17 protein-coding genes and 1 pseudogene are annotated in these 24,570 nt (G+C 55.8%); 11 read left to right on the top strand and 7 right to left on the bottom strand.

All coding sequences use genetic code 11. From position 1 onward, the window contains the following. Positions 1-37 precede the first annotated feature (37 nt). Both ACY9XZ_RS20150 and ACY9XZ_RS20145 read right to left on the bottom strand, forming a co-directional pair. On the bottom strand, positions 38-670 hold the full coding sequence (locus tag ACY9XZ_RS20150; RefSeq protein ID WP_463458767.1) for a PIN domain-containing protein: 633 nt from the start codon (positions 668-670) through the stop codon (positions 38-40). A 161-nt stretch (positions 671-831) separates the two neighbouring features. Beyond that, positions 832-1,680 carry a hypothetical protein gene (locus ACY9XZ_RS20145; protein ID WP_463458766.1) on the bottom strand — a complete coding sequence of 283 codons (849 nt, stop codon included), beginning with the start codon at positions 1,678-1,680 and terminating at the stop codon, positions 832-834. Between the two features lie 112 nt (positions 1,681-1,792). Here ACY9XZ_RS20145 and ACY9XZ_RS20140 point away from each other — a divergent pair, with 112 nt between their 5' ends. Continuing rightward, on the top strand, positions 1,793-3,217 hold the full coding sequence (locus ACY9XZ_RS20140) for a hypothetical protein (RefSeq protein ID WP_463458765.1): 1,425 nt from the start codon (positions 1,793-1,795) through the stop codon (positions 3,215-3,217). Beyond that, positions 3,214-4,632 carry an argonaute/piwi family protein gene (locus tag ACY9XZ_RS20135; protein WP_463458764.1) on the top strand — a complete coding sequence of 473 codons (1,419 nt, stop codon included), beginning with the start codon at positions 3,214-3,216 and terminating at the stop codon, positions 4,630-4,632. Before ACY9XZ_RS20140 ends, ACY9XZ_RS20135 begins: the two co-directional genes overlap by 4 nt. 17 nt (positions 4,633-4,649) lie before the next feature. Here the strand turns inward: ACY9XZ_RS20135 and ACY9XZ_RS20130 are convergent, their stop codons facing one another. Then, positions 4,650-5,213 (bottom strand): hypothetical protein, encoded by a 564-nt coding sequence (locus tag ACY9XZ_RS20130; protein WP_463458763.1) that lies wholly within the window; start codon positions 5,211-5,213, stop codon positions 4,650-4,652. Between the two features lie 218 nt (positions 5,214-5,431). On the opposite strand from ACY9XZ_RS20130, the gene ACY9XZ_RS20125 reads away from it, so the two are divergent. From ACY9XZ_RS20125 to ACY9XZ_RS20100, 6 genes are all read left to right on the top strand, one after another. Then, positions 5,432-5,566, top strand: a complete 135-nt coding sequence (locus tag ACY9XZ_RS20125; protein ID WP_006169676.1) for a hypothetical protein — start codon at positions 5,432-5,434, stop codon at positions 5,564-5,566. Then, on the top strand, positions 5,563-8,853 hold the full coding sequence (locus ACY9XZ_RS20120; protein ID WP_463458762.1) for an ATP-binding protein: 3,291 nt from the start codon (positions 5,563-5,565) through the stop codon (positions 8,851-8,853). The genes ACY9XZ_RS20125 and ACY9XZ_RS20120 overlap by 4 nt, the downstream gene beginning before the upstream one ends. Further along, complete coding sequence (locus ACY9XZ_RS20115) at positions 8,850-9,467, top strand: DUF7680 family protein (protein ID WP_463458761.1); 618 nt, start codon at positions 8,850-8,852, stop codon at positions 9,465-9,467. The genes ACY9XZ_RS20120 and ACY9XZ_RS20115 overlap by 4 nt, the downstream gene beginning before the upstream one ends. A gap of 15 nt (positions 9,468-9,482) precedes the next feature. After that, positions 9,483-12,380: a DUF1156 domain-containing protein gene (locus ACY9XZ_RS20110; RefSeq protein ID WP_463458760.1), complete on the top strand. Its 2,898-nt coding sequence runs from the start codon at positions 9,483-9,485 to the stop codon at positions 12,378-12,380. Beyond that, the gene (locus ACY9XZ_RS20105; RefSeq protein ID WP_463458759.1) at positions 12,381-16,019 is read left to right on the top strand and encodes a DEAD/DEAH box helicase; all 3,639 of its coding nucleotides are present in this window, start codon (positions 12,381-12,383) and stop codon (positions 16,017-16,019) included. Positions 16,020-16,198: 179 nt separating this feature from the next. Further along, positions 16,199-17,227, top strand: coding sequence for a Cdc6/Cdc18 family protein (locus tag ACY9XZ_RS20100; protein ID WP_463458758.1), 1,029 nt, complete (start codon positions 16,199-16,201; stop codon positions 17,225-17,227). Between the two features lie 25 nt (positions 17,228-17,252). Here the strand turns inward: ACY9XZ_RS20100 and ACY9XZ_RS20095 are convergent. The 3 genes and pseudogenes from ACY9XZ_RS20095 to ACY9XZ_RS20085 form a co-directional block, all read right to left on the bottom strand. Next, positions 17,253-17,519 (bottom strand): annotated as a pseudogene (locus tag ACY9XZ_RS20095) (SOS response-associated peptidase family protein); the annotation flags it as partial. Between the two features lie 73 nt (positions 17,520-17,592). Then, entirely contained in the window at positions 17,593-18,846 is a 1,254-nt protein-coding gene (locus ACY9XZ_RS20090; RefSeq protein ID WP_463458757.1) for a hypothetical protein, read from the bottom strand. Between the two features lie 256 nt (positions 18,847-19,102). Beyond that, positions 19,103-20,329 carry a hypothetical protein gene (locus tag ACY9XZ_RS20085; protein WP_463458756.1) on the bottom strand — a complete coding sequence of 409 codons (1,227 nt, stop codon included), beginning with the start codon at positions 20,327-20,329 and terminating at the stop codon, positions 19,103-19,105. 340 nt (positions 20,330-20,669) lie between these two features. Between ACY9XZ_RS20085 and ACY9XZ_RS20080 the strand changes: the two genes are divergently transcribed. Together ACY9XZ_RS20080 and ACY9XZ_RS20075 are read left to right on the top strand one after the other, a co-directional pair. Beyond that, positions 20,670-21,614: a hypothetical protein gene (locus ACY9XZ_RS20080; RefSeq protein ID WP_463458755.1), complete on the top strand. Its 945-nt coding sequence runs from the start codon at positions 20,670-20,672 to the stop codon at positions 21,612-21,614. A gap of 2 nt (positions 21,615-21,616) precedes the next feature. Continuing rightward, entirely contained in the window at positions 21,617-21,940 is a 324-nt protein-coding gene (locus ACY9XZ_RS20075; protein ID WP_463458754.1) for a hypothetical protein, read from the top strand. A gap of 175 nt (positions 21,941-22,115) precedes the next feature. On the opposite strand, the gene ACY9XZ_RS20070 is transcribed toward ACY9XZ_RS20075, so the two are convergent. Then, the gene (locus ACY9XZ_RS20070) at positions 22,116-23,174 is read right to left on the bottom strand and encodes a hypothetical protein (protein WP_463458753.1); all 1,059 of its coding nucleotides are present in this window, start codon (positions 23,172-23,174) and stop codon (positions 22,116-22,118) included. A gap of 198 nt (positions 23,175-23,372) precedes the next feature. Here ACY9XZ_RS20070 and ACY9XZ_RS20065 point away from each other — a divergent pair, with 198 nt between their 5' ends. Continuing rightward, on the top strand, positions 23,373-24,350 hold the full coding sequence (locus tag ACY9XZ_RS20065) for an IS1595 family transposase (RefSeq protein WP_463458752.1): 978 nt from the start codon (positions 23,373-23,375) through the stop codon (positions 24,348-24,350). Positions 24,351-24,570 lie beyond the last annotated feature (220 nt).

The raw sequence follows: 24,570 nt of genomic DNA, 5'->3' as shown, positions 1-24,570 counted from the left end.
CCGGCGACAGTGTACCTTCTAACCAGTCGTTGCGTAATCAGAAGATTTCGTGTGAATCCTGACCGACTTGGGAACGAGTATGAAACTCATCCAAAATATAGAGGATTGAAACATCAAATAATGACGTCAGTTGTTGCTGATATCGGACGATGTCTTTCTTATCTCCGGTCACAACACGGTGAAGCACATCGCGTTCTGCAAGCCCTATTGCGTCAAGAAGCCACTGAGAGTCTACTGGAGGAATCCGGGACTCTCGAATTCCGATGTGCTCCTTGACTAGGCCGCGAGCGCGCTCCTGATCGTCATAAGTTGACGACATGACGTGGACAGCATCCATTAGTGCGTCTTTCCGCTCCTTTGCGTCGTGAAGAACACGATCTCGAAGATCTTCGACACACCGTTTCGCATTCCGTGGGGTGATTTCACGCGAGGAGAAGTAGTTCTGGAAGTGCCGAACAAAGTGTGGCTTGGCCTGACTTCGAACCTCAATATTATCGAAGAAAATCTCTAAGATCCTCTCAAAGGAAAGCCCATCGTAGCTATGTAAATCGATTTCTCGATTGTACATTGGGATATTATCCTCGACATTCTCTTGAAAGTCTTCAAGGACGGTCCCGAACACGCCATCGGTATCGTCAGGGTCAACCTGTAGCTGATCGGGGTCGGACACAACTCGAGGCGCTCCTTGTGGACGGCTGCAATACTCGTAGATCACAAACTCACTCGTGAAGAGCGTGTTATGACCGTCTAGGATACGCTCTGCTTCTACGGCCCACCGGTCATGAGAAAACGTGAGTCCAATGAGGACGTTAGTGTCTACGAAGTATCGAGTCATTGGCCCGGATGGAGATCTTCGTGCGCAATTCCCCGACGTTCAAGAATCGGAGCAACAAGTTCGTCAGCTGCACTCCGTTCAGATTCGAGTTCGGTCGCTAATCCAGAAAATTTCGCATCAAGGTCTTCCTCTTCGAATTCGTCAAGTTTCTGGATCGCAGAACTCCGAGCCTCCTCAAACGAGGTTATACCGAGGGTCCCACGGACCTCTTCCGGAGACATTCCCTGGGCATGCCGTTGAGCAAGCTCGAGGGCAAAGATACGCCAGAACGTTACATTCACCGTCATCAATCTGGAGGGGTTAGGAGAATGCGAATGGAGTTCTCGAGTGACCGCGTTATACCACTTGATTAGTGGTCGATCGTACTCCGGAAATCGGTCGTTTGGAAATGATTCAAAAGTGTCGTGGACGGAGCTGAGTACCGATTCTCTGCTTGGGTCAACCTCAAAGAAATCGTGATACTCCGTATGTAACGTTCGTATTTTCTTATCTAACTCCCGAAAATCCCGCTGAACCTGATACGGCGCATCATCATACATTCGGTCTGTGAGCCATTCTAATCCATGTTCGTAATATTCAGAGAGAGCCTCTGAGACAACAGAACGTAGGCGATCTTCAAGTCCGGGCTCGTTAATACTGGCTGAGGGGACAGTCGAGGGCGTTGCTGGAGAGACAGTACCAAAGAGATACCAGTAATACGGGATCGAGATATCCAGATTTCGCTCGGCAGATTTGACGTCAATACGGTAGAGGAGCTTGTGAAGCGACTTTTTCGGTAACGCATCCGCGGCCCCACGTTCGCGATTGAGGAGGCGCAGAGTCGTTCCCAAGTCCTCGCGGTTCATTATCTCCAATATATACCGCTCGTTTTATAGAAGTACCGTCGGATCCCAGTAGACTATCCAACGACTGAGGGAAAAGTAATTCACACGAGACTTCCTTGTAACGAGATACAACGTGCCCATCTACAATCTATATAAAGAGCGGGAAGGGACGGCGAGACGCGGGGAGGACTATAAGGAAGTCGCCATCGAGTACATGGAAGGGCTGAATTACATGGTCGAACGGGATTCAGCTTTCCACTCCACGCTTGACGATATTCAGTTTGTGAACAAAGCTACGGGCGATAAAGTGGTAGCCGAGGCAAAAGCGTATTCCACAGGCCTCAGCCCGAACGATTTTAGAGACGAATTGGCCCGGTATTTCCTCGAATATATCAAACAACCCCAACCCCACCGGTTTGACTTCTATATTTTTACGGAGACACTTTCTAATGACCAGCTCTGGAAAGCCCTGTTCGATCGTGATGTCACCGATAATCAGAAACTGGTTGACTTCTACGAAAAACTCAAAGACAGCGTTAACGATGAGGTCGTAGATCGGCTAGATGATACTGATGTAGATGAGTTCCGAGATTTTGCTATTGATACCCATGTTTTCGTCGGTACATACGATGACCTCCGTCAACAAGCTCATCAACTCGAGAAAACAGAACGGTTCCAGTACGAACCATATCTTCATTCGTATGAACCGGTTTCTGAGGAAACAGAATATGCGACGAATCTGTTTCAGGTAACCCGCTACCCAGAGACACTGTACATCATAGAGACGACAGAGGAAGCCGAATCTGCTCGCGTCTATAATTACAACAACGAAGCGTTCCCCATCAAGCTTCACGAGCGGAAATTATATTCGCTCGTTCATCCGGACCATCTTCCGGGGTCTACTCGTCATTACATACACGAGGACCGTTTCGAAACACGAGAGTTCGAGGAGTTCCTCCGAACGCGGGCTCAAGAAGAAGAGCGTGAAAATATCGTAAGGTCCCTTCTCAGAGGGATTTTCACTCTCGTTGCAAGAGATAACGATTGTCTCATCGACCGTGAGAAGGGAACAACCGTATACCCCGAACTAGACCGCAGACAGCACGGTTCCGAGCGAAAACTAGGTCGATCTTGGGTTGCAAAGGAGTTAGACTCCTACTCCGATGTTATACATCGTGGTGTCAAAGTACGAGTGCGGCGCTATGCGGAAGAGTACTACTACGTTCTGCTACCCACACAAGTCTTCACTTCTGACGGTCGTCGACCTGTAACAGGCGAGCGTAAATCGCGGCTCCAAAACGACTTCTCGCCAAATCGTTTCCACGCCCAGAATAGTAAGTACGACCGCCAGCTGCGTGTCTGGGAAGAGTTGCTGATGTCGGATCAGACCCAGCTTGATCGATTTATGGGTGAAAAGATACCCGTCGTAAAGGAACTCGAAGTGACCAGAGTTGACTCGCTGTCCCTCAATGTCCGCCCGCCCAAAGATGGAGACGAACGTGATGAGCTCATCGAGTCAGCTTCTGATCTCGAAAACACAGGTGGAATTGAACAATGACGCCTGAAGATTCCCCGTTCACGCTTCGTCACCTCGAGGAGCCAGAGATTCAGTTTGAAGGAGGTACTGAAACCTCTCCCAAACGTGGCCTTATCAGATATGGTCCACGGCTCTATGAAGAAGGACACCACACAATCAAACTCGGGATTATCGGCGATCGAGATTCGATCCGCCGGTTGACCGAACTACTTCACGATATGGAGGTCGGGATCCATCCAGGAACGAGTGATAATCCGTGGCAGGTTCCGTATCCCGGCCTTGGTAAGAGTTCCCCGCTCAATCTCTCCATCAATGCAAAGAAGGGTTGGAGACGCCAAATTCGCCGACGAGACATCCAATCTGTTACGAGTAAATCGACCCCCAGAGATCGGATGGAGCGATTCCTGAAGCTAGTGCGGAAAGACATAGAGATAATCGAACGGGATTCGGTTCAGCCGAACGCAATCATCGTCTGTATTCCGCAAGAAGTGATGGACGCGTGTACTCCTGAGAACCAGGACCATGCGCGAATCCAGTCGGAAGGTTCTGACCTGCGAAATCGAATCAAGCTGATCGGGATGGAGGCTCGAATCCCCACACAGCTGATTAAGCCATCCACACTTGCAATCCGTACTGACCGACAGCGAGCATCTCGGGCCTGGAATCTCACAGTTGGACTTCTATACAAGTCACAACGAGGGCATCCCTGGAAAACTCGGCAGATCGAAGATGGACACTGCTACGCAGGACTCTCGTTCTACAAAGAACGAGACGAAGGAGACGATGTAATTCGAGCTGCTCTTGCTCACGTCTTTCACGGACGGGACCATATTATCCTTCAGAGCGATCCGCTCCCGGATATCACCGAAGACGAAAATGGATCTCCCCATCTCTCATATGAGGCGGCTAGACAGGTGGGTGAGCAGATTCTGGAATACTACGAAGCTCAGAAAGGGACCCTTCCCAGCCGGTTTGTCCTACATAAGCCATCTGTCTTCTGGGAAGAAGAACGTGAAGGGTTGCTTGATGCCACGGACGGTGTTCGCGATTTAGACCTTGTATGGGTTCGTAGGCGGCCAAAGGTCAGGTTGTTCCCACCTACGGATTATCCCGCCATGCGGGGAACCCTCCTGAGCGTCCCTGATGACGACGTCCACTATCTCTACACATCCGGATATGTCCCGGAAGAGACGACCTATCAGGGGAGTGGAGTACCATCACCGATTGAGATCCGACCTGACGAGATTTGTGAGACACCCTCGTTAGAGATCTGTAAGGAGATTCTCTTTTTCACAAAACTCGACTGGAATACATCGGACTACGCAATTCGGATGCCAGCAACCGTGAGTGTTGCAAAGCGTGTCGGTACAATCCTATCCGAAGTAGATACTGAGTCCATTTCAGAGGTTCGGCCACAGTATTTCTACTATATGTGAATCGGTGAGTGAGAGGCTTATTCGTCTGAATCAGAGATTGGATCTAGCTGATAACCAGCAGACCGCAGAAATTCGCGGATATGCTCAACCTCCTGCTTCTCTTCAGGGGAACTCGTCCCGAGTAGTTCTTCAATTACCTGCTCTCCATCCTCATAGAGAGTAATTGATTCATTGAAGGGGGTGTTCTCAAGTGGATCTCGTCGCTCATCAATCACGATCGGCTGCCACCCGCCCTGGTACTGGTATCGGTAGAGGGTGATAGTGCGGACGGTGTCTTCGTCGACGAAGAAGCTCGTTTGTTCGCGTTTGCTGGCGACCGCGAACTTCCCGCTGTCGAGATCCGCAGCAAAATCCTCGAAATTGTGGAACTCAGCAGGAACCGGCCCATCGACGACGTGAGTGATAATTCCCGGCCAAGTAAACCCATAGACACGCTCGAAGAAGCTGACACCATTGTCGTCGGGAGAATCAAACACGAGGAGAAGATCGCCCAGCTGGAGTTCTGTACCTGCTACGCTGATATGCGACGAATATGGATAGGCGTCGCCGTCGTCGAGGACTTCGATATCGGGCTTCGGCATATTGTCCGAGTCTGATCGGAGCTACAAAGAGATGGCTAATAGTTGGCGGATTGGACGTCAGATTGGCCAGAGGGGCGTATCATAGTCGAACTCCAGACCTGTTACACTAAACTCCTCTTTAAAATACCAAATGACTAAGTCAACTGTCTGTATACACCCTGATAACCTACTATGCAGGAAACTCAGGGAAGTGGACATTTCGTGATACAATTATGCCGATGATACGGGTACAGGACTGGACGAAAGAACAGCTAGAGGAGATCAAGGACGAGGAAGACCACACGTCCCTCGATTCAGTAATCAAGACGCTCCTCAAAGAACGCGCCAACGAAACTACCTCTACAAACGAATGAGCGATACGCCCACAACCACCGGCACGACGAATCGACCGCCGAGTATTTTCGACTCTTGCGAACCTCGCCAGGACGTTCTCACCGGCGAACTCGCCGAGGACCAATTCGCGGCTAGCCTCGCAGACGTCGCCCACAGCGACGACGCTCCTAATGTCTACGCTGACCCTCGACTCTTCTTCGAGAAAACCTACCCCACTAGCGGTCTGCAGGAGCTTCTCACTCGTCTCGCAACCCGTTTCGTCGGCGCACATAACGACGACTACACCGGTACGAACGGCATTCTCCGACTCGACACGAGCTTCGGTGGCGGGAAAACCCACAACCAGATCGCCGCGTATCACCTCGCAGAATCGCCGAGTGCTGTCCCCGATCTGTCTGACTTCATCCTCGACCAAGACATCGCCGATGAGTATACTGACGCCGCCGCACTCGGTCTCGACGTCAACTCAGCCGTCTTCGTGGGCACACACGTCGACGCCGAGGACGCTCGCTCGAACTACGACGACCCTGACGCCCCCGCGACGAAGACCATGTGGGGCGAAATGGCCTACCAGCTGTTCGGGCGGGAAGGCTACGAGTTCCTGCGCGAAAACGACGAGAACCGAACGCCTCCAGGAACGACCAAACTCGAGCGGCTCTTCGAGCGGAACGACAATCCATCGCTCATCCTCATCGACGAGATCGCCGCATATCTCGAGCAAGCTGCCGCTGTCGAAATCGGAGATTCGACGCTCGCGAAGCAGACGAATACCTTCCTGATGTCGCTGCTGTCCGCGACGCAGAACAACGACAAGGTCACTGTTGTCCTCAGTATCGCGGACACCGCCTTCGCCGACCAAGCCGAAGACGTCCGTGGTCTCGTCTCCGAGACCATCTCTGAGTTCAACAGTATCAGCGACCGTGTCGAGGGCTCCATTACGCCGACGGAGGACAACGAAATTGCCGCTGTCCTGCGACACCGCTTGTTCGAGAGCGTCGTGGAAGATGGGCGCGATGCAACTGTTGATGCCTACATGTCCCTCTACACGGGTGATCGTGACTCCTTCCCCGACAGTGCGACGAACCCGGAACATCGAGACCGCCTCGAAGACAGCTACCCGATTCATCCGACGGTCATCGATACACTCACAGAGGAACTGGACTCCCTCCCGTCGTTCCAGCGCACTCGTGGTGCGCTCAAGCTCCTCTCCCGCGCAGTCTACCGCCTCTGGCAGCACCAGAGCGACTACCAAGAACGCCACTTCGTTCGTCTGTTCGATATGCATCCCTCCGATGGGGACGTTCGTTCGACGCTTCTCCGGCTGTTCTCGTCGGTCGACATGGACTTCGAGGCCGCGATCAAAGCCGACATCTTCTCGGAAGATGGCACGGCGAACGCAGAGGAAGAGGACCGGAATTGGGTCAAGAACGGACACCCCCCACTCGGAACACATCTGACGACGGCAATCCTCTGGAAAAGCATCGTGAAGGGCGCCGACGGGCGCGGCACTACACGCCGGCCTCTTCGACACGCGATTGCCAACACCGAAGTCGAGCTAGCGCACTACGACGACGCGCTCAATAACCTCCTTGGAGAGGGACGTCGGTCTGCGTGTTTCTACCTGCACGGAGACAACGGTGAGAAGATCCAGTTCAAGTCAGAGCCGAACCTCACGAAACTCATCGATTCCGTCGTCGAGCAACTGCAAGACGGGCTCGCCCGTCGGCATCTCGAGGAAGCCCTCGACGAGGCGCTCGGTCAGGGTAGTCTGAATGTGATTGTCGGCCCGGAAGAGCCACACGAAATCCCGGATACGGCCGACGAAGCGCATCTGTGCGTGATGGACTTCGATACGGTCACCATCACGGACTACGAGACCGTCCCCGAGGCAATCCAAACGCTGTTTAAGAATACAGCATCGTCGAGTGGCGGACAGAAGACGCCACGGGTGTTCAAGAACAACGTCGTCTTCCTCGCGGCGAGCGCGAACGACGTGTCCGACGCGAAGCGGACCGCAGAGCGCGTCGCTGCCATCAAACACATCCAGAATAATCTCGGCGACCAGTACGAGCTCAACACCGAACAGCAGGACAAGCTCGGTGAACGCCTCGATAGCGCGAAGGGCACGCTCGATCAAGACATCAAAAAGGCGTATACACATCTCTACTTCCCGACTGGAGATGGCCTGGCTCATCGGAACGTCACCACCGACAGCACCATCCATCAGAGTGTCATCGAGAAGCTCGATGAAGCAGGCGCGATCATCCCCGAAGGAGAGGACGCCTACGGTGTTGACTGGTTCGAGGCGACGATCTGGAACGTCGGCTCGACCTCGATGACGACGAGAGCAATCGAAGAACAGTTCGGGAAACGCCAGGATGCTGAGATTCTCCTGTCACCCATCCCACTGCGAAAGACGATCGCCCAGCTCGTCCGTGAAGACGGGTACGCCTACTGGGACGAGGAGCAGAAGACCGGGTACTACACGCCCGAGACGACCCTCACGGCAACCGATCACGAGCTCGACGACGCGAAGAATCTGCACGCGGGGCTCAGCTATCAGGACGTGAAGCTCTCGCAGTCGCACACACTCTACACCTCGCTCGATGAGCTGGTCGACGACGTCGGGAGTGAAATCGACTGGGAGGAACCCGACGAAGACGAAGAGCAAGAGGACGAGACTACTGACGATGATGAGGAGACTGGCGGCAGTAGTGGCGGCGGTTCAGGTGGCGATGACGACCCTGAGCCGTTCAGTAAACTCATCGAAGTTCGCACCTCTGAGCCCGCACACGTCTCTCGGGCCCTGCAGGAAATGCGGGCTGACATCGCGGACGAACTTACCAGCGCTCGCGAGGAGTACGACGGACACCCTGACGAACTGACGCCCATCGTCGAAGGCGTCTGGATCCATCTGGACGGGGCTGATGCGTGGAAGGGCGCGTGGTTCACTGCGAACAAACTCAGCAACGATGAGGACTTCGCAGAGGACACGACGATGGACTTCGATTATGAGGCCAACGACGGAGCCGACTCGAAATCGGAGTTCGAAGTCGATTTCAATGGACGCCCGGAGGTCTTCGCAAGCCACCTCCGATTCAATATGGAGCCGGAAGATCTCGCGAATCCGGATGGCGGTCGTACCGCTGAAGCCGAGTTCGCGATTGAGTTCGACGAGGGCGATGATCGCCTCTATGGCGATACGTTCGACGCCCTAGACGAACTCCTCGCTGTCGACAACGCGTTCACCGTCACGATGCACACGCAAATCCGTCTGATCGAATCCAGCGAGGTGACCCAAGTATGAGTCAGGGGATCGCCGAGGGGAATTCGTTCGCCTTCACTACCGGCGCGTACGGGAATCGACCGACGTTCGTGTTGACGCGCGATCGGGTCGACGACCAGCACGAAATCACGCTCTACGAGCTGGCGCCCCGCGATATCGCGACGGCCCGACGAGAACGGTTCGAGAGAGCGCAAAAAGCAGTAAGCGTCTCAGTACGCGAACTGGAGGAGGCCATTATCGGCGACCGTTCCCCGTCCGAACTCCCCGGGGCAGATGACGCGGCGTACGATTGGGATGACTGGTGTGCGATTCGTATCGCGACGTTACGCGGCGGGGCGTTCAACGAGGTGAGTTTCCTTATCGAATCCACCTTCAGGGAGCTGAGTCTTGATCCCGAGACCGTCTGTACAGGAGACCCAGCAAGCGTGAGTCTTCCCGAAGCGGCCGGTGTTCGGCTCTCGATCGCGTTCCGTGCGATGAAGCCGATGCGACGTCGAGACCGTCTCCGTGAAGTCGCAAAGGGAATCGACCAGATGAGCCTGGGTGAATGCTACTACTGGCACGCTAAGGCTCGCTCGCCGTCCTCACCCAGCGGTACGAAAGCACTTCGCGTTTTGCTCGCCGACCACATCTAACGAGATTTCGATATTATGAGCGACTCCCACACGACATCCGAGACCGAACCTGAATCTGACGACGAGTACACCTCGCTGGCAATCGAGGGCGAACTTCCCCTGAAGGCAGTGGGGATTGAGAATCTCAAGGAAGCGAATCCGAAGCACATGCCGCCGCACCGGTACATCCACCCGTGGTTCGCTCGCCGCCCCACCCCTGCGGCCCGTCTGGCGATTCTTGGATCGGTAATGGAGGAGGGAACGAGTGCGGATGAACTGCTGTCGCTGATGCAGATCGGGCCAAACGGTCTAGAGGAGAACATCAGCGAGTACGTTCAAGAGCGCAAGACGACTGAAGGACAACGTGATGGGACACTCGGCGAGTGGTACGGCTATCCGAGACCGTTCACACAGTCTCCGACCGAAGACGAGCTGGCAGATCTACATACCTCGTTGCGAGACACCTGGGATGGCGAATTACCGACTGTTCTAGATGCGACTGCTGGTGGCGGAGTGATTCCCTTCGAGTCCATCCGCTACGACTTGCCCACCATCGCGAATGAGCTGAATCCCGTCCCGTCGGTGATCCTGAAGGTGATGTTGGAGTACGCGCCGGAGGTCGGATCGCTCGAAGATGACCTCTACAAATGGCGCGACCGTATCCAAAAGAAGGCGAGCGAGGAGCTCGACGAACTGTACCCTACGAAGCGGGATGGCCGTGAAGTGCTGGCATCGGCCTGTACGTACCACATTCAGTGTGAGTCCTGTGCTGGGACGGTCCCGTTGATGCCGAAGTGGTGGCTCCACAAGCGTAGCGCCGGCGAAGGCGTCGCGATCAAACCACACTACGAGAACGGGGACGTGTCGTATGAATGCGTTGAGCTCACAGAGAACTCGAACACTGACTTCGATCCGTCGGAGGGTACAGTATCGCGCTCGGACGTAGAATGCCCCCACTGTGGTGTGATTACCGAGTACGAAGAGACTCGGGAGCTGCTTAAGAACGGCGAGTTCGAGTACCAGATTTACGGTGTCAAGTACGACGATCCCCGTGGTGGTTCAGGGTATCGGGCGGGTGACGACCTCGACCAGCAAGCCCTCAAGCGCGCCGAAGAGCGTATCGAATCCGACTTCGAGCTGCTCACTTTCCTGTCCGAAAAGGTCGAAGTGAGTAGTCGTATCACTGATCCGGCGACCTACGGGATGGAAGAATGGCGAGATATCTTCAATCCGCGTCAGCTGGTCTCCCATTACGAGTACTGTAACGCATTTCGAGAATGCGCTGAGGAGATTCGTGAGGAATACGATACACGCGAGGCAGAGGCCATCCTGACGATCCTTACGATCTCTGCCAGTAAGATGATTGATCGGAACTCTCGAATGTCTCCGTGGGACACAGGAAGAGGATATCCTGCGAATATGTTCATGTCTCACAACTACTCGTTCCGTCGAGTGTTCTGCGACAACAATTTAGTCTCTGAAACGATGGGGTACGAAGATACCTCGCGGAAGGTGATCGACTGTTACGAGCAGCTCGTTGAGATGGCTGCGGGCCGAGACGCAGCAGAGGTGTACTGTGGGGATGCAGCTGATCTCACGTCGAAAGTCGGAGAGGGTTCTGTCCAAGCTGCAGTCGTTGACCCCCCATACTATGATAGCGTCATGTACGCCCAACTCGCAGATGGCTTCTACGTCTTGCAGAAGGCGTACTTGAGCGACGTCCACCCCGAGTTCTTCACCTCAGAACTAACCAACAAGTCTGACGAAGCTGTTGCGAATACCTCCAGATTCGAAGGACTGGAAGGTGAGAAGTCAAAGAAGCAACTTGCAAAAGAGGACTACGAAGAGAAGATGGCAGAAATCTTCTCTGAACTCTACGAGACTCTTGAGCCCGGCGGCGTCCTGACAATTATGTTCACACATAAGGAGACCGACGCCTGGGATACGCTGTCGATGTCGCTCATCGAAGCCGGGTTCACAATTACCGCGACACACCCGATCACAAGTGAAATGCCAAACCGCGTCGTGATGCGCGGGAGCCAGAGTGCTGACAGCACAATCCTCCTTACGGGGCGGAAGCCGTTGCACGAGAAGGAGGATACTGGCGGGGCGACGCTCTGGGACGATGTGAAATCTGAGACACGGTCCGAAGCAAAGAAAGCTGCACGAGAGCTTTTGGACTCCGGTCTGAGCCTCACCAAGACGGACACGATTATTGCAGCGTTCGGTCCAACTCTACGCGTCTTCGCCGATAACTACCCCGTCGTGGATAAGAAGGGGGAGGAAGTCCCGCCCCGCGACGCACTTTCAGCCGCCCGCGACGCCGTCGCGGAAGTTCTCGCCGAGCGGTATCTGGACACGAAAGGCTTCGACGATCTTGACGGGCTGACGCGCTGGTACGTCCTCTCCTGGCTAATTTACGAAACAGACACGATGCCCTATGACGAAGCTCGACAGCTCGGAATCGGCGTCGGTGTCAACATTGACGACGTGAAACGGGACACCAAAATCTGGGGGAAAAGCAGTGGTGATGTCCAGCTCAAAACCCACAGCAATCGAGTACAGGACATCGTTCGTGTCGAAAACGGAGAAGATGTCTCCAGCCGCAAATATCCCGTGAACCCGACTGATGAACGCTTCAGCCACGGCATCGATGCAGTCCATTCTGCCATCCACGTCTACGAAACCAAAGGTCCAGAAGCTGCCTGGGAGTGGCTATCCGATCGTGGTCTGAAGAATGACGAGCGGTTCCGGACCACCGTCACTGCCCTCCTCGAGGTGCTTCCCCAAGAACACGAAACTGCGGAAACCCTTCGCGATATACTCTCGGGGCGCACGGGCGAATACCTCGATATCGACATCAGCAACATCAATCTCAACGTTCGAGGAGAGGACGACGAAGATAATCAGGCAGCACTCAACGAGTTCGAATAAATGACCCTCAGGGACGTCTCGTGGGAGCCGGTGTACGAGAGCGAGTTCCGGACCAACCGGACGCTCATGGAGACGTTCTACCGGCCATTCCTCAACGAGGTTATCCGCTACGACCGGCTCGCCGGCTATCTGAGTCTGCGTAGTCTGGCGCACGCTCTCGAAGGGGTTGACTCCCTCCTCGAGACTGATGGAACAGTACGTGTCATCGCTGGAGCCGATCTCCAGAAGCGCGAGAAGGGAGCGATGTTCCCTGACGCAGATGAACCCCTCGAACCGTGGGTTGAGTCCCAACTCACCATCATCGCGACCCTCCTCGACCGCGGCGACCTCCAAATCAAGGTCGGAGACCCCAAAGGCGGTGACGGACTCTTCCACCCGAAGCTCGGCATCGGTGTCGATCGCGAGGGCAACAAGATCAGCTTCGAGGGGAGTATCAACGAGACGCTCAGTGCGTGGCAGTACAACTACGAACGCTTCAAAGTTCATCGCTCCTGGAGCCGCGGCGAAGCGAAGTACGTCGAGGAAGACGTCTCGACGTTCAACGCACTCTGGAACGGCTTCCACCCCTCTGTCGATGTCTTTGAGCTCGACGAAGCTGCACGTCAGGACCTCATCGACTGGAAGGACACCGATGGAACGCTCGAGGAACACGTCGAGCGGGTCCAGAATCACGACCCCCAGACGACGGTGCCCGAAGACGATACCGCTGGCGTCGTCTCGGTTGCCGGACGGACACCGGGAGGAATCCATCTCGCAGAGGAAATCAGTACTGTCACGCCCTGGCCGCATCAGCGAACGATCTCCGATACCGCGGTCAGTATCTACCCGAACAACCTCCTGTTCTGTGACGAGGTGGGACTCGGCAAAACCATCGAAGCAGGCCTGACCCTCTCACGGCTGATGCAGGTCGGAGAGGCTGAGCAGGCGCTGTTTCTGGTTCCTGCAGGGTTGGTTCAGCAGTGGCAGAACGAACTCCTCGACCGCTTCAATATCCACGCCTACTATCACGAACGGTCCTACGACGGTGATTACATGATCGGTCCTCTCGGAGACGCAGAGGACCACCGTATCCCCACATCCGGAGCGGTCAACGCCGATGCCTGGGAGAACACGCCGATTGGTTCGTTCGTTAGGGAGAGAGATGAGCCAACCGTCGTAATCGAGTCGTGGCATACCGCCCGCCGCGAAGGTAATCAGGCACACGTCGCTCCACGCACCGACGAGAACGTGTGGGATCTCACGGTCGTCGACGAGGCACACAGTGCTCGCGAGGAGACGAAACTCTACGACCTGCTCGGACAAGCCGAGGAGGCCTCCCGGTGTCTCTACGCTCTCACGGCGACGCCCATGCAGCTGAATGTTGGCGAGCTCTACGATCTCCTTCGACTGTGCGATCTTCCAGAGGGTTGGGACGACAAGGACCGATTCGTCGAGTTCTTCGAAACACGGCAAGCACTCGAAGATAGCCTCAGTACCGTCGGCTCTCGGTATCAGAATATAGCCGATGGACAGCAACAAGTTCTCCAACAGTTCCAGAAAGAGCTCGATCTGGAGGAGGACGAAGGCCGACCGAGAATTGAACGGTTCGGGAAACTCATTCACGAACATCTCACGTCGAATCCCGGCTACGACGAGCAGGCGAAGGCGCTAGTCGAGGCGACGGACACGGAGTCAATTCAACAGCGGAAAGCCCTCGAGAAACTCGTCGGCGTGCGCGAAACCTCCCCTCGCTTTGACGACCCTCGCTCGCTCATTTTCGACTGTGGGCCAACGGAGTGGAGCGCACTTGTGGAAGCTTCTCAGTGGGCGACACCGGTTCAGTCCCGCATCTTCCGGAATACTCGAGCGGTCTTGGAGCAGTGTCAGGATCTGGGGCTCCTCGACGATACGGTTCCGACTCGGGATGTCGAGACAAAACGTATCGAGCTGGGTGACGCAGCCCCGCTGTACGATCAGGTAGAGCAGTATATTGATGAGACGTATAAGCAATCGCAGAAAGTCCTGACGGGGAAGGAGAAGCTCGCGTTGGGCTTCGTGATGACCACGTATCGTCAGCGCCTGACGAGCAGTCTCCACGCCATCAAGCAGAGCCTCCAGCGCCGGATGGAGAAGCTCGACGAGAAGGTTGAGGACATGACCGAGGAGGTCTCCGAGCTTAGTAGGGACGCCGGAGTGACGGAAGCGACCATCGACGAGGCGATCGGCCAAGCATCCCTCGACGCCTATCAGCCAAGTAGTCGTGGTGCCGCCGACGTGATTCAGGCGGAGCGGACGGCCCTCCAAGAGTTCGTGGACGATCTCAGGCAAGCCCACACCGACCCGAAGGTAGCGCAGCTGCGCCGCGACATTCGCTCACTCCGTCAGAGCGCCCGTGATAACATTATCATCTTCACGCAGTATCACGACACCCTCGAGCATATCCGTGAGACGCTGACAGACACGCATCCAAACGTCGGTACGTACAGTGGTGGTGGCGGGATGCAGTACGACGAAACTACCGGAGAGTGGGTGAACGTCGGTAAAGAGGCGATCAAGCGCGATTTCACTGACGGCGATACCAATATCCTGATCTGTACAGACAGCGCGAGTGAGGGGCTGAACCTCCAAACTGCGGATGCGCTGATCAATTTCGATTTGCCGTGGAATCCGATGCGGGTTGAACAACGCATCGGTCGAATCGACCGTATTGGCCAGAAGAACGAGGTCGTGAAGATCATCAACTACGCCTACAAGGACAGCATCGACGGCGACATCTACGAGGAACTGGAGGGACGGTTACAGCTGTTCGAGAACGTGGTTGGGCCGATGCGTCCGGTACTGAACAGCATCGAGCAGGACATCAAAGACGCCGTTATGGGTAGTTCCGGGTCGGATGACACCAGAGAGCCAAGTGAGCAAGTCGTCGAAGAAGCGGACTCACGGGCAAAACGTGCCCAGGAGAAAGCCGAGGAGACCGGGCTAGCAGGTGAGCCAGAAGAGGTATCGACGAAAGAGGCGATAATCGAGAGTTCCGGACTTGACGGGTGGGAACCCTATTGCTATCCCGCATTCGATGAGATCGGGACCGGTGATCGGTCGTATGAACCGTTGGTGAGCTTAGAGACGATCGAGACACAGCTTACGCAAAGCGACCGTCTCGAAGAGACAGAATGGTCGTTTACTGCCCTCCGGAACCATGACCGCGCCGACGACTTCGAAGATATCGTCGACGATGCATACGTTCTGGAACTGCCGGAGGAGGATGCAGTAGCAATGCCGGAGTCGCTCGGAGAGACAGCTCAGGCAGAGCTTGGAGGGGGTAGCGGTGTTGTTGTGACGTTCAACCCAGAGATTGCTGAGCAGTTCCCGTCGATTCGGCTGCTCCTACCTGGAGATCCACTATTCGAAGCGCTCGTCCGCGAAGCTGCCCCAGCAGAAGTCGATAATGTGGAGTTCGTCTGTGGTCAGCGTGGAGAGAGTGGATCGTCTGTTACCCGAAGTAGTCAGGTCGCCGAAGCCAAACAAGCGACTGTTGTAGAACCAGCTGTAACGAGCGAGAGTGTGAAAAATCTCCTCGGTGGGACGAACTCGATCTCAGATATCGACGATGCTGAGCAAACTATCCTGACCTGGTTATCCCAACTTCCAGTTGCAGAGTAGAGGCACTTTCCAGAAGCAGAAGGCTTTCCGGAAGTTTCCGGAAGAACGAATTTTCCACAAACAAAACCGCCGGACATCACCGTGATGGAGGTGGCAATGAAGCCATCAAATGGGGTAATTCCGGAAGCAACCCGGTCACGTTTTTAGTACTAGCCAGAAAACCAGTCTATCAAGTAACGATGATCCGCGATGCTCGCGTTCTCCGCGCCGGGTTCGTCCCTCGGGAAGTTGAGCATCGCGACGCCGAAGTCAACCACCTCTCCAGCGTTCTTGAGCCCATCACGAACGGGGAACCCGCCGACACGGCCATCGTCACTGGACCCAGCGGCGCCGGCAAGACCTGCATCTCGAAGTTCGTCACCGAACGGCTCCGGGAAGAAGTCCTCGACGTCGAAACGACCTACGTCAACTGCTGGCGGAACTACACCCGATTTCGGACGCTCTACCAAATCCTCGACGATCTCGGCGCAACCATCGACATCCACCGCCAGTCGACACCCCACGACGAACTCGTTGATCGCCTCCAGCAGCATGACGGCCCGCGAACCGTCGTCATCCTCGATGAGGTCGACCAGCTCGAAGACCCCAGCGTCATCTACGACCTCCACAGCCTCCCGCAGTTCGCGATCATCTGCATCGCGAACAAGGAAGAGGAGCTGTTCAGCCGCGTCGACGACCGGCTCGTGAGCCGGCTGCGCTCCAGCGAACACGTCCGGATGGACAAGTACCACGACGAGCAGCTGTACGACATTCTGAGTTCGCGGGCGAAGTGGGGGCTCGACGAGGACATCATCACCGACGACCAGCTATATCGAATCGCCGACGCGGCCGCCGGCGACGCCCGCCTCGCAATCGGCATCCTCCGAACGGCCGCCGGCAAGGCCGATCGCGAGAATCACGAGCGCATCACCGACGACATTCTCCTCGACGCCGCCGAGGATGCCCGGGCCCAAATCAAGCAGAAGAGCCTCGACTCGCTCACGCCGCACCAGCGCGTCGTCTACGACATTGTTCGCGAGCACGGGCCGGTCGGGCCGAGCGAGATTCACGAGCGCTATTCCGAGGGAGTCGATGATCCGCGGACGAAACGGACTATCCGCACGTACCTCTCGAAGATGGAGCAGTACAACCTCCTCGAGGCGGAAGGGACGAGTCGGGACCGAGAGTACTCGCTCGTCGATTCAGCGGCGGCGTCGCCAATTCAGTAAGAACGAGGACCCCCAACAGCTGCCCCTAACTGAATTCATCGATCCCTGATTTCTCGTAGTCCAACAGCTCGATGATCTGCGGGTCGTCGTTTCTGGGGTTGACCCGCATCGAGATCTCGTAGGCGTTCAAATCGTCCTTCGGACACTGGCGACACAGCTCCTTTCGAGCGTCCGGCCTGGCAGAGAGCCATTCGCACTCGGCATCGCGCGGCAGGACAACCGGCACCGGGTCGTGAATGGACTTCATAAGGTCGTTCGGGTTCGTGGTCAGTATCGTCACGCACGAGGTCGTTGTCTACGAGGCCCGGCACCGGGAAAAACTGTACCGGTAGTGGGAGCCCTATACTTCCGTCAGGAAATTCGGTTTACGACTGACATTCCGGACTAGGGTTCAACGGTCCCACCCGTAGATCCCACCCAGAATCAAGCGACTGAAGATCTTCTTCCTGCTCAAACTCCTGCACGGTAGCTACCTCGTCATCCGTGAGGAACCCGTATTCCTCGATATCGCGGGTAAACGACTTGATCTTCCGGAGCGTCTGCTGAATACCCATTTCGAGAAGATTGTACAGCTCTCGGAGCAACACCAGATACGCTTTGAGTCCCAGCACTTCACCGATAATCCCGAGCAAATACGTGTGCACTCGCTTCACGCCGAAAGACGCAACACGGCTTACCAAGCCGAACTTCGCCAGTAACAGGTCAGCCACAAGAATACCCAGGCTCAGCAGGAGATCTTCCACGGCATCCGTCAACGCACCTGGCTCTGCTCCCACAACACGGCATGCATCATTAATCACATGGTCAATGCTGTTGACGACCGGGAGCACCGACCGCCCCCATCGTGCCCATGTGGATGCACCAGCTAGCAGCTGCCGGACGAATGTCGGCGTATACCCAAGTTTGTCGTCGAGGACCGCGAACACGATCCGTGTGACGGCCACTGCCTCCACAGCGCGTGGCGCCTCCGTCTGCACATCAGCGACGGACAATGTTTTCATTTTGTCCGGGACTCGGCTGCAGATTGCTTCAGCGACGGGTACCATCGCTTCGACAACTGGCGACTCTGCGGCTCCGACCGTCGTGTAGAGGGTGGAGGCCTGCGCTGGAGCTACTTCTACCGCTTCCTCCGGCTTGTTTCGGCGGACGCGGGCGGATACCTCGACGGTCACATCTTCGCTCCCCGGACTAGACAGGACCTCGTCGGTCCAGTCGAAGACCAGATGATAGTCGCCGCCAGCGATGACGTTCGCATCACGCCGTGGCCGGGAATTGGTCAGACAGTCCAACGTCTCAATGTCGACCATCCCCCCTTCCACATTCCATGACTGCACTTGGTCTAGCTTTCGCGGGATGTTGTCGAAATAGACGACCGGCCAAGGGACCGAACCGAACCAGCCGAGGTCCCGTGATTGAGTATCGTATAGGGGAATCGATGCGACCTGTGTCCGGTATTTCTCCAGTCCATCGTCGTCCACGACCAGCACGTCCGGAAGGTGGCCGCCGTCTTTCGGCCGGACCTCGTACTCGATGATGGCATCATCCGAAAAGTAGGGAATGTCCCACGTCCAGAACGGGTCGTCCTGTGGGAGTTCGAGTTCGCCATAGATCTCTGCCATCACCGGGTCGACGGGGTCCGATTCGGGGCTAGATGGTGTGATCTGATCAGATTGCTCCGCTGTAGTTACCTGAGCTCCACCCGCAACTGGGAAGGTCAGGGCAGCCGCAGACATCGAGAGAAACCGGCGGCGAGAAGACCTCATTTACCTATAGGTATCTTGCGATCAAAAAGAAGCTTCTGCCATCTACTCTGAGACTACCGTAGATCACTATTCGCACTCAAGGAGTAGAAGAACTGGACCAATCGCACTATGCCTACTCCCGGACATCGAATGCTTTCACCGCGACTCTGACCGGATGCCCACTCTCCGACTCCAGTCGATATACACCGTGATCTGCAATCTCCGACACCTCAGAGACATACCGTTTGTGATCCATCGTCGCCTCCCGTATCCGGTCCTCAACCGTCCCGAAGTCCTGGCGCCGTGAGAAGATCAAGAGTGCAGCGTGTGAATCCCGGACGGTCAGGTTGTTTAGGAGCTGGTGAACCGCGTCGGCATACACAGATGGTCCATCCCAGAATTTGCACTCCGCGATGAACAGGTTCTCGTTATCATACCGGAGCAGGATATCCGTCTTCCCACCGCGATTGAACGTTTCTCCGGTTGCGAACCCGGAGTAATGCGAATTAATCCCCATCAGGAAAATATCGCGAAGCGACTCCTCATCCAGACCCCGGACCGGCGTGGCGGACCGTTCCAGATCCCGTCCCAAGTCATCAAGCAGATCCAAGACCTCGATAAAGGTCCGGTCCTGTAGCACCTCGTCATCACTGTTTGCGGCCGGTGAAGGCAACTCAATCTCTCGTTTTTTCTCCGGCACTACATATCCTGGTTCCGCGGTGTCACCGGTGTCGACACCCAGTTCGGCCATCACCGCATGGTTTGTATCAACGATCTCCCGCCGTTCCTCAATTGAGCGGCGGGCGGTCCGCCGCAACTGCTCTTCCATCTTCGCGATATCATCCTCAAGCTGTTCCACGAACCACGCCACCTTGTCCACCCATTCGTCAACCTCGGACTGAATCTCGACTTGGACCTGTTCCGCATCCTTGTTCCCGATCGTGTAGTCGACGTAGTAGACGATCTCGTTCCGGTTCAGTTCATTGTAGCGCGGTTTGTTCAGCTTCGAGGAGCTGGGATTGATCTGCAGGAGGTCGCGGTCGCCGTGGAATGGCAGCTTCACACGGATCCGCTGGTACGTCTTAGTAGACCGGCCGCGCTGATTGAGGCCGGGCAGGCCTTGGCCACGCGGGATCTCTTTCTCGACCTCGCCCGCCTGTTCCAGGTCGTAGTCGTTGAGCTGGATCGGGGATGGTGTGTATCTCGACGTGAATATCAAGGTCAGGAGGTCGGTGCTGTCCTGTAGCTCGTCATTGGACAGTTCCTTGATTTCGTCCTTCAGCTCTGTCTCTTGCTCCCGCCGGTATTCGTGGATCGATTGGTCGGAGAAGAGATGGTCAACTGATTGTCGTCGTCTCATTACCATGTAGTTGTGACGTGATCTGTCATAAAATACCGGATCAACTAGTAGATCGGTCGTAGTACAGGATCACGAACTACGGACTTCGCGTTCGACCTCGCGCTCTACCGCATCCTTGTCTTTAGAGGTATTTGAATATTCGAGCTATGCACTGTGTATTCAATACAGCGCCTAAGAACGATCACCACTTGAGAAGACCATTCTGGAAACATTCTCAGAAGCAAACGAAGCATGCCAGAAATCCAGTGACTGAGTCTGGTTCTAAATTTGTCCCAAGCCTTCCCGGAAACGCGGAAGCGACACGCCGCGGCTTATCGGGAACGTAGACAACTAGTCGAGTATGGGAGAACACTCAACGTCGAACCGATTGGCGGTGGACCAGCCGACACGGGGCGCTGACCGCAATCGGTCCCTTGCTGACCAGGCCGATCCGGCTACGGACGAGATGTTGTTGCCGTCACTCGGCGACGGCATCACGCTGCTCGACGTCGAGGGAGACCGCGGCGTCCCGATCCTGCAGTCGCTCGTACTCGACCATCTCCTCCTGCACGACGGGCCCGCCTTCTGGGTCGACGCAAATGGTCACGCGACGACGACGACACTCGCCCAGATCGCGCCCAGTCAACGGTTGCTCAACCGAATCCATGTGGCACGAGGATTCACCGCCTACCAGCACTACGGCGCCGTCTGTGATCTCCCGACGGCAGTGAACAAATCGATCCAGATGTCCACCACCGACGCCAGGGCGGCCGGTCGAGGGGAACCGAGTCGTGACGAGGACACGTCGCCCCACACACCCGCCGTCATCGTCGCGCCGGCCGTCGACGCCCAGTACCGCGCCGACGATACCCTCGGCGAAACCCACGCGAAAACCCTCCAGGCCCGCACCCTTGCCCGGTTGGCGACCTACGCCGAGGGGTACGACATCCCAGTGCTCGTTACGCGAAACGAACGAAACGAATTCACCGAGCCAGTCGCGACGGTCGCGGACCACCATCTCGAGTGCGAGCAAACTCGGATGGGCCCACGGGTCGTCGGCGAGGGCTTCGAGACGCTCGTCTATCCCGTCGACGACGGCGCGTACTACCAGACGACGTTCGCGTACTGGCGGCAGCTGCTCGCGGCACGCGCCACACAGGTCGGCGTGGAACCGACGACGCCTGCGCCGTCGACGCCGACCCCGGAGGGCGTCGGAACGGGCGTCACAGCTGACGGTGAGACGGTGGCGGCCACCGCCGACCCCTTGCTCGATGCGTGGACGGCGACCGGGGCAGGAGGCCGATAGCGATGGGGCGCACAAACCCGACGTACCGAGATGCTCTGCGGGCCATCGAAGAGCGCTGGGCGGAGTTCCGCCGGGCACTGCGGCGTCGCGACCAGCCGCGCTTCGACCGGCTGTTCGAGTACGCCCGCGAGCACGCCGACGCGAGCGGGCTGTTGAACCACCAGAACCCGCTGCTGCCGGCGCTGCTCAGCATCGATCTCGAACAGGAGCGCCGACTCGACGACCACGAGGAACGCCTCGAGGAACTCGAGGCCGCAGTCGCAGCGAGCGGAGATGGCCACGGGAGGCAGTCTCGCTATGTTAATCCCGACCAGGAAGGACAATAACGATACTCGAAATTCCACTCCACGATGCAGTCACTCAATCCCATCGAGTGAGAGATATGTCTCCCTAGTTCCAGAGTTCTGCCAAGGGCTGATCTTTAGATTGAGAGGCGGAATCTCTACTCATAGAGTTACTCTTATTTGGAGAAACACGGCTCAACCAATATTCGTACTGAAATCACCAGCTGACACTGGCTGTAAGATTCCACGTACTGTTTCGGTTGAAAAGGGGCTTGATGTATGTCGCAGATAATCCCTTGAATTCATACTCCCGATCCTCAGACAATCCGTGGTTGTGAGTAAGATCACAGTACAACTCATCGTAATTTTCTAACACCTCAATGTGGTGTTCTGCTTCTGATTTAGACTGATCAGGTCCGCTAAGTTCCGATTTGAGATGGGAAAGGAGATCGTCGTTATTCTGTAATGGATTCTCGATGATAAGCCCGTTAACACTTGGGTCATCGTAGTTCTCCTCTTCCGTGGTGATCTGTTCGGAGACAACGGGTGTGCTACCTTCTGGTGCGTTGAATCCGGTTCGTGGAAGATCAAACGCCGTGGCGTTGAAAAGTTCATTAAAACCAAAGGCGCGAGCCAGTCGTTGATAGAGTGCTCCAGTGACGGGAACGCCTTCCGTGATGAACCGGAGTTCGACATTTGAAAGGACTTGTTTGTCACGGGATGATCGGGGAAGTTCCGCCCTGATAAGCAAGTATTCGTCTTCGTAGGCGAGGTTGGCAATATAGATGAGGTGTCCATTCTTGTACGTCGGAACGTCCTCATCAGCAAACGTGGCGTGGGCTTCTCTGACTGCCGTGGCAAGGTGAGCAGGCCCCCGACCGACGAGTGCTCCACCCAGCTGATGAACTGTGAACCAAGACGTGCTAAGTCTTCCTACCTTGTGGATCCTTGCCAATCGGTCTGTGAACTCATCAGCATCCATATCATCCGTCCGTGTTCGGATTTCCATTGAGTTCTCACCGAGGTGGAAAAACGGATGGAACGTCACTGAGTCATTAATATCCGGTGAGTCTGTTCCTTGCGTTCGGATAAGTCGTGGCCCAAAATCGTTGTAACCGGGACTTGGAAGAGTGACTTCTCCCCGCTGTTCGGGCAGATCGCGGACTCCATTCTCAAGGGTTTCAATATACGCTTCCTCGATTGTTTGGTCGGTCTGCTCTGCGTGCTCCTTGATTCTCCCATGGATGGACCACGGAATGTCAACATTCGGCCTCATATACCAATACCATACTCCAGATACTAAATAAGTCTTTGGTCCGTGTATACTCAGAGTATGATATCCTGGATAGAGATGACCGCCAAAGGCTCTGATGGCATATAAATGAGATATACGACGATCAAATTCGATTCTCGCTCTTATGCAAAGCTGCGGAAAGACCGTATAATTACACTGAGCCGACGCTAATTTGGCGATATGGTTTCTGCTCAGCCAGCGTTCGGCGGGATGTTTCGACAGCTGATCGAGCTGGGCGTCGTCGAAGTCAACACGGAGCCGCTCGATGCCCGCATCGAGCGGCGACTCAAGGAATTCTGGGAGAATACGTCTTGTCCACGGTGTGGTCACCAGAGCATAGTGACCTGGGAGAGTATCGACCGAATCTGGTGCCGTAGTTGCAATTTCAAGCCGGTTTTCACCTATGGCACGCCGTTCCACGAGAAGCACCTCTCCTGCGGTGAGGTGCTTCTCGCTTTCACGCTCTACGCGGACACGTTGCTCAGTATCAACCAGATTGCGCCGTTCCTCGGACGGGCCTACAGAACCGTTCACACGGCGATTCGAGAGGTGGAAGCCGCGGTTCAGCGCGGCTTCCCCGTCGTTTGGAGCCTCCTCGACCAGACAATCGATGGTCCGACGCAAGTCGATGAGTCTGGTGAGGTTTGCTCGGGCTACAAAGGCCAAGAGCCGCCGCGGAACAGCCGTTCTCGCGGCGGCTCGTCCCAGACAGGCCGATCACGCTGGCGAGGCCGCCACGGTGATCAATTGACGCTCGTTGCGGCGTGCCGCGACTCGCTTCGCGTGATTCGCGGCCAATTCGGCATCGACTACAGCGGAGATCTTGAACCGGTAATCCAGGAGGCTGAAGACCTCTCCCAGCGGCTGGGAGAGGTCTGGACCGACGGACTCCAAGCCTACCGAGAGATGGAACGGAATCACCGAACGGTCATGCACAAAGAGCGGTATGTATCGCCAGAAGGCGTCCATATTAACCAAGCTGAGTGCCTGTTTTCGCTCCTCCAGCCGTGGCTGCGGAAGTTCCGCGGCCTGTCCAAGCAAGGCTTGGAACAGGCCGCTCATACCTTTGGTATCGTTCGGTCACTCAACCTAGCTGGTGAATCCACCGAGTCAATCATTGACTGTCTCGTTATCGGGGCTTTCCGCAATTCTACATAAGAGCGTCGATTCTTAACCAACAAATGACGCCAGCACCCGAATCTGTTGGTTAATACTTGGCTGTGTTCTCGGAAAGCACCCCGGAAAAGAAAGTGTACGCGCCAAACAAGACAAGATCGGATATTAGAGACGTTTTGTACCGATTCGGTTGAAACTCGGAAACGACACGCCTCAGCTTATTAGAAACGCAATCGTCCAAACAGGCAGAGGCGAAATAGCC

The sequence above is a fragment of the Haloarcula sp. HT12 genome (genome assembly GCF_055271655.1).
This window is presented reverse-complemented; position numbering and strand designations above follow the sequence as displayed.

Bases quoted from the DNA above. Each gene is read 5' to 3' on its own strand.
- ACY9XZ_RS20145 (WP_463458766.1), bottom strand. From the start codon at position 1,680: ATGAACCGCGAGGACTTGGGAACGACTCTGCGCCTCCTCAATCGCGAA.
- ACY9XZ_RS20135 (WP_463458764.1), top strand. From the start codon at position 3,214: ATGACGCCTGAAGATTCCCCGTTCACGCTTCGTCACCTCGAGGAGCCA.
- ACY9XZ_RS20130 (WP_463458763.1), bottom strand. From the start codon at position 5,213: ATGCCGAAGCCCGATATCGAAGTCCTCGACGACGGCGACGCCTATCCA.
- ACY9XZ_RS20125 (WP_006169676.1), top strand. From the start codon at position 5,432: ATGATACGGGTACAGGACTGGACGAAAGAACAGCTAGAGGAGATCAAG.
- ACY9XZ_RS20120 (WP_463458762.1), top strand. From the start codon at position 5,563: ATGAGCGATACGCCCACAACCACCGGCACGACGAATCGACCGCCGAGT.
- ACY9XZ_RS20115 (WP_463458761.1), top strand. From the start codon at position 8,850: ATGAGTCAGGGGATCGCCGAGGGGAATTCGTTCGCCTTCACTACCGGC.
- ACY9XZ_RS20110 (WP_463458760.1), top strand. From the start codon at position 9,483: ATGAGCGACTCCCACACGACATCCGAGACCGAACCTGAATCTGACGAC.
- ACY9XZ_RS20105 (WP_463458759.1), top strand. From the start codon at position 12,381: ATGACCCTCAGGGACGTCTCGTGGGAGCCGGTGTACGAGAGCGAGTTC.
- ACY9XZ_RS20100 (WP_463458758.1), top strand. From the start codon at position 16,199: ATGATCCGCGATGCTCGCGTTCTCCGCGCCGGGTTCGTCCCTCGGGAA.
- ACY9XZ_RS20090 (WP_463458757.1), bottom strand. From the start codon at position 18,846: ATGGCAGAGATCTATGGCGAACTCGAACTCCCACAGGACGACCCGTTC.
- ACY9XZ_RS20085 (WP_463458756.1), bottom strand. From the start codon at position 20,329: ATGAGACGACGACAATCAGTTGACCATCTCTTCTCCGACCAATCGATC.
- ACY9XZ_RS20080 (WP_463458755.1), top strand. From the start codon at position 20,670: ATGGGAGAACACTCAACGTCGAACCGATTGGCGGTGGACCAGCCGACA.
- ACY9XZ_RS20075 (WP_463458754.1), top strand. From the start codon at position 21,617: ATGGGGCGCACAAACCCGACGTACCGAGATGCTCTGCGGGCCATCGAA.
- ACY9XZ_RS20070 (WP_463458753.1), bottom strand. From the start codon at position 23,174: ATGAGGCCGAATGTTGACATTCCGTGGTCCATCCATGGGAGAATCAAG.
- ACY9XZ_RS20065 (WP_463458752.1), top strand. From the start codon at position 23,373: ATGGTTTCTGCTCAGCCAGCGTTCGGCGGGATGTTTCGACAGCTGATC.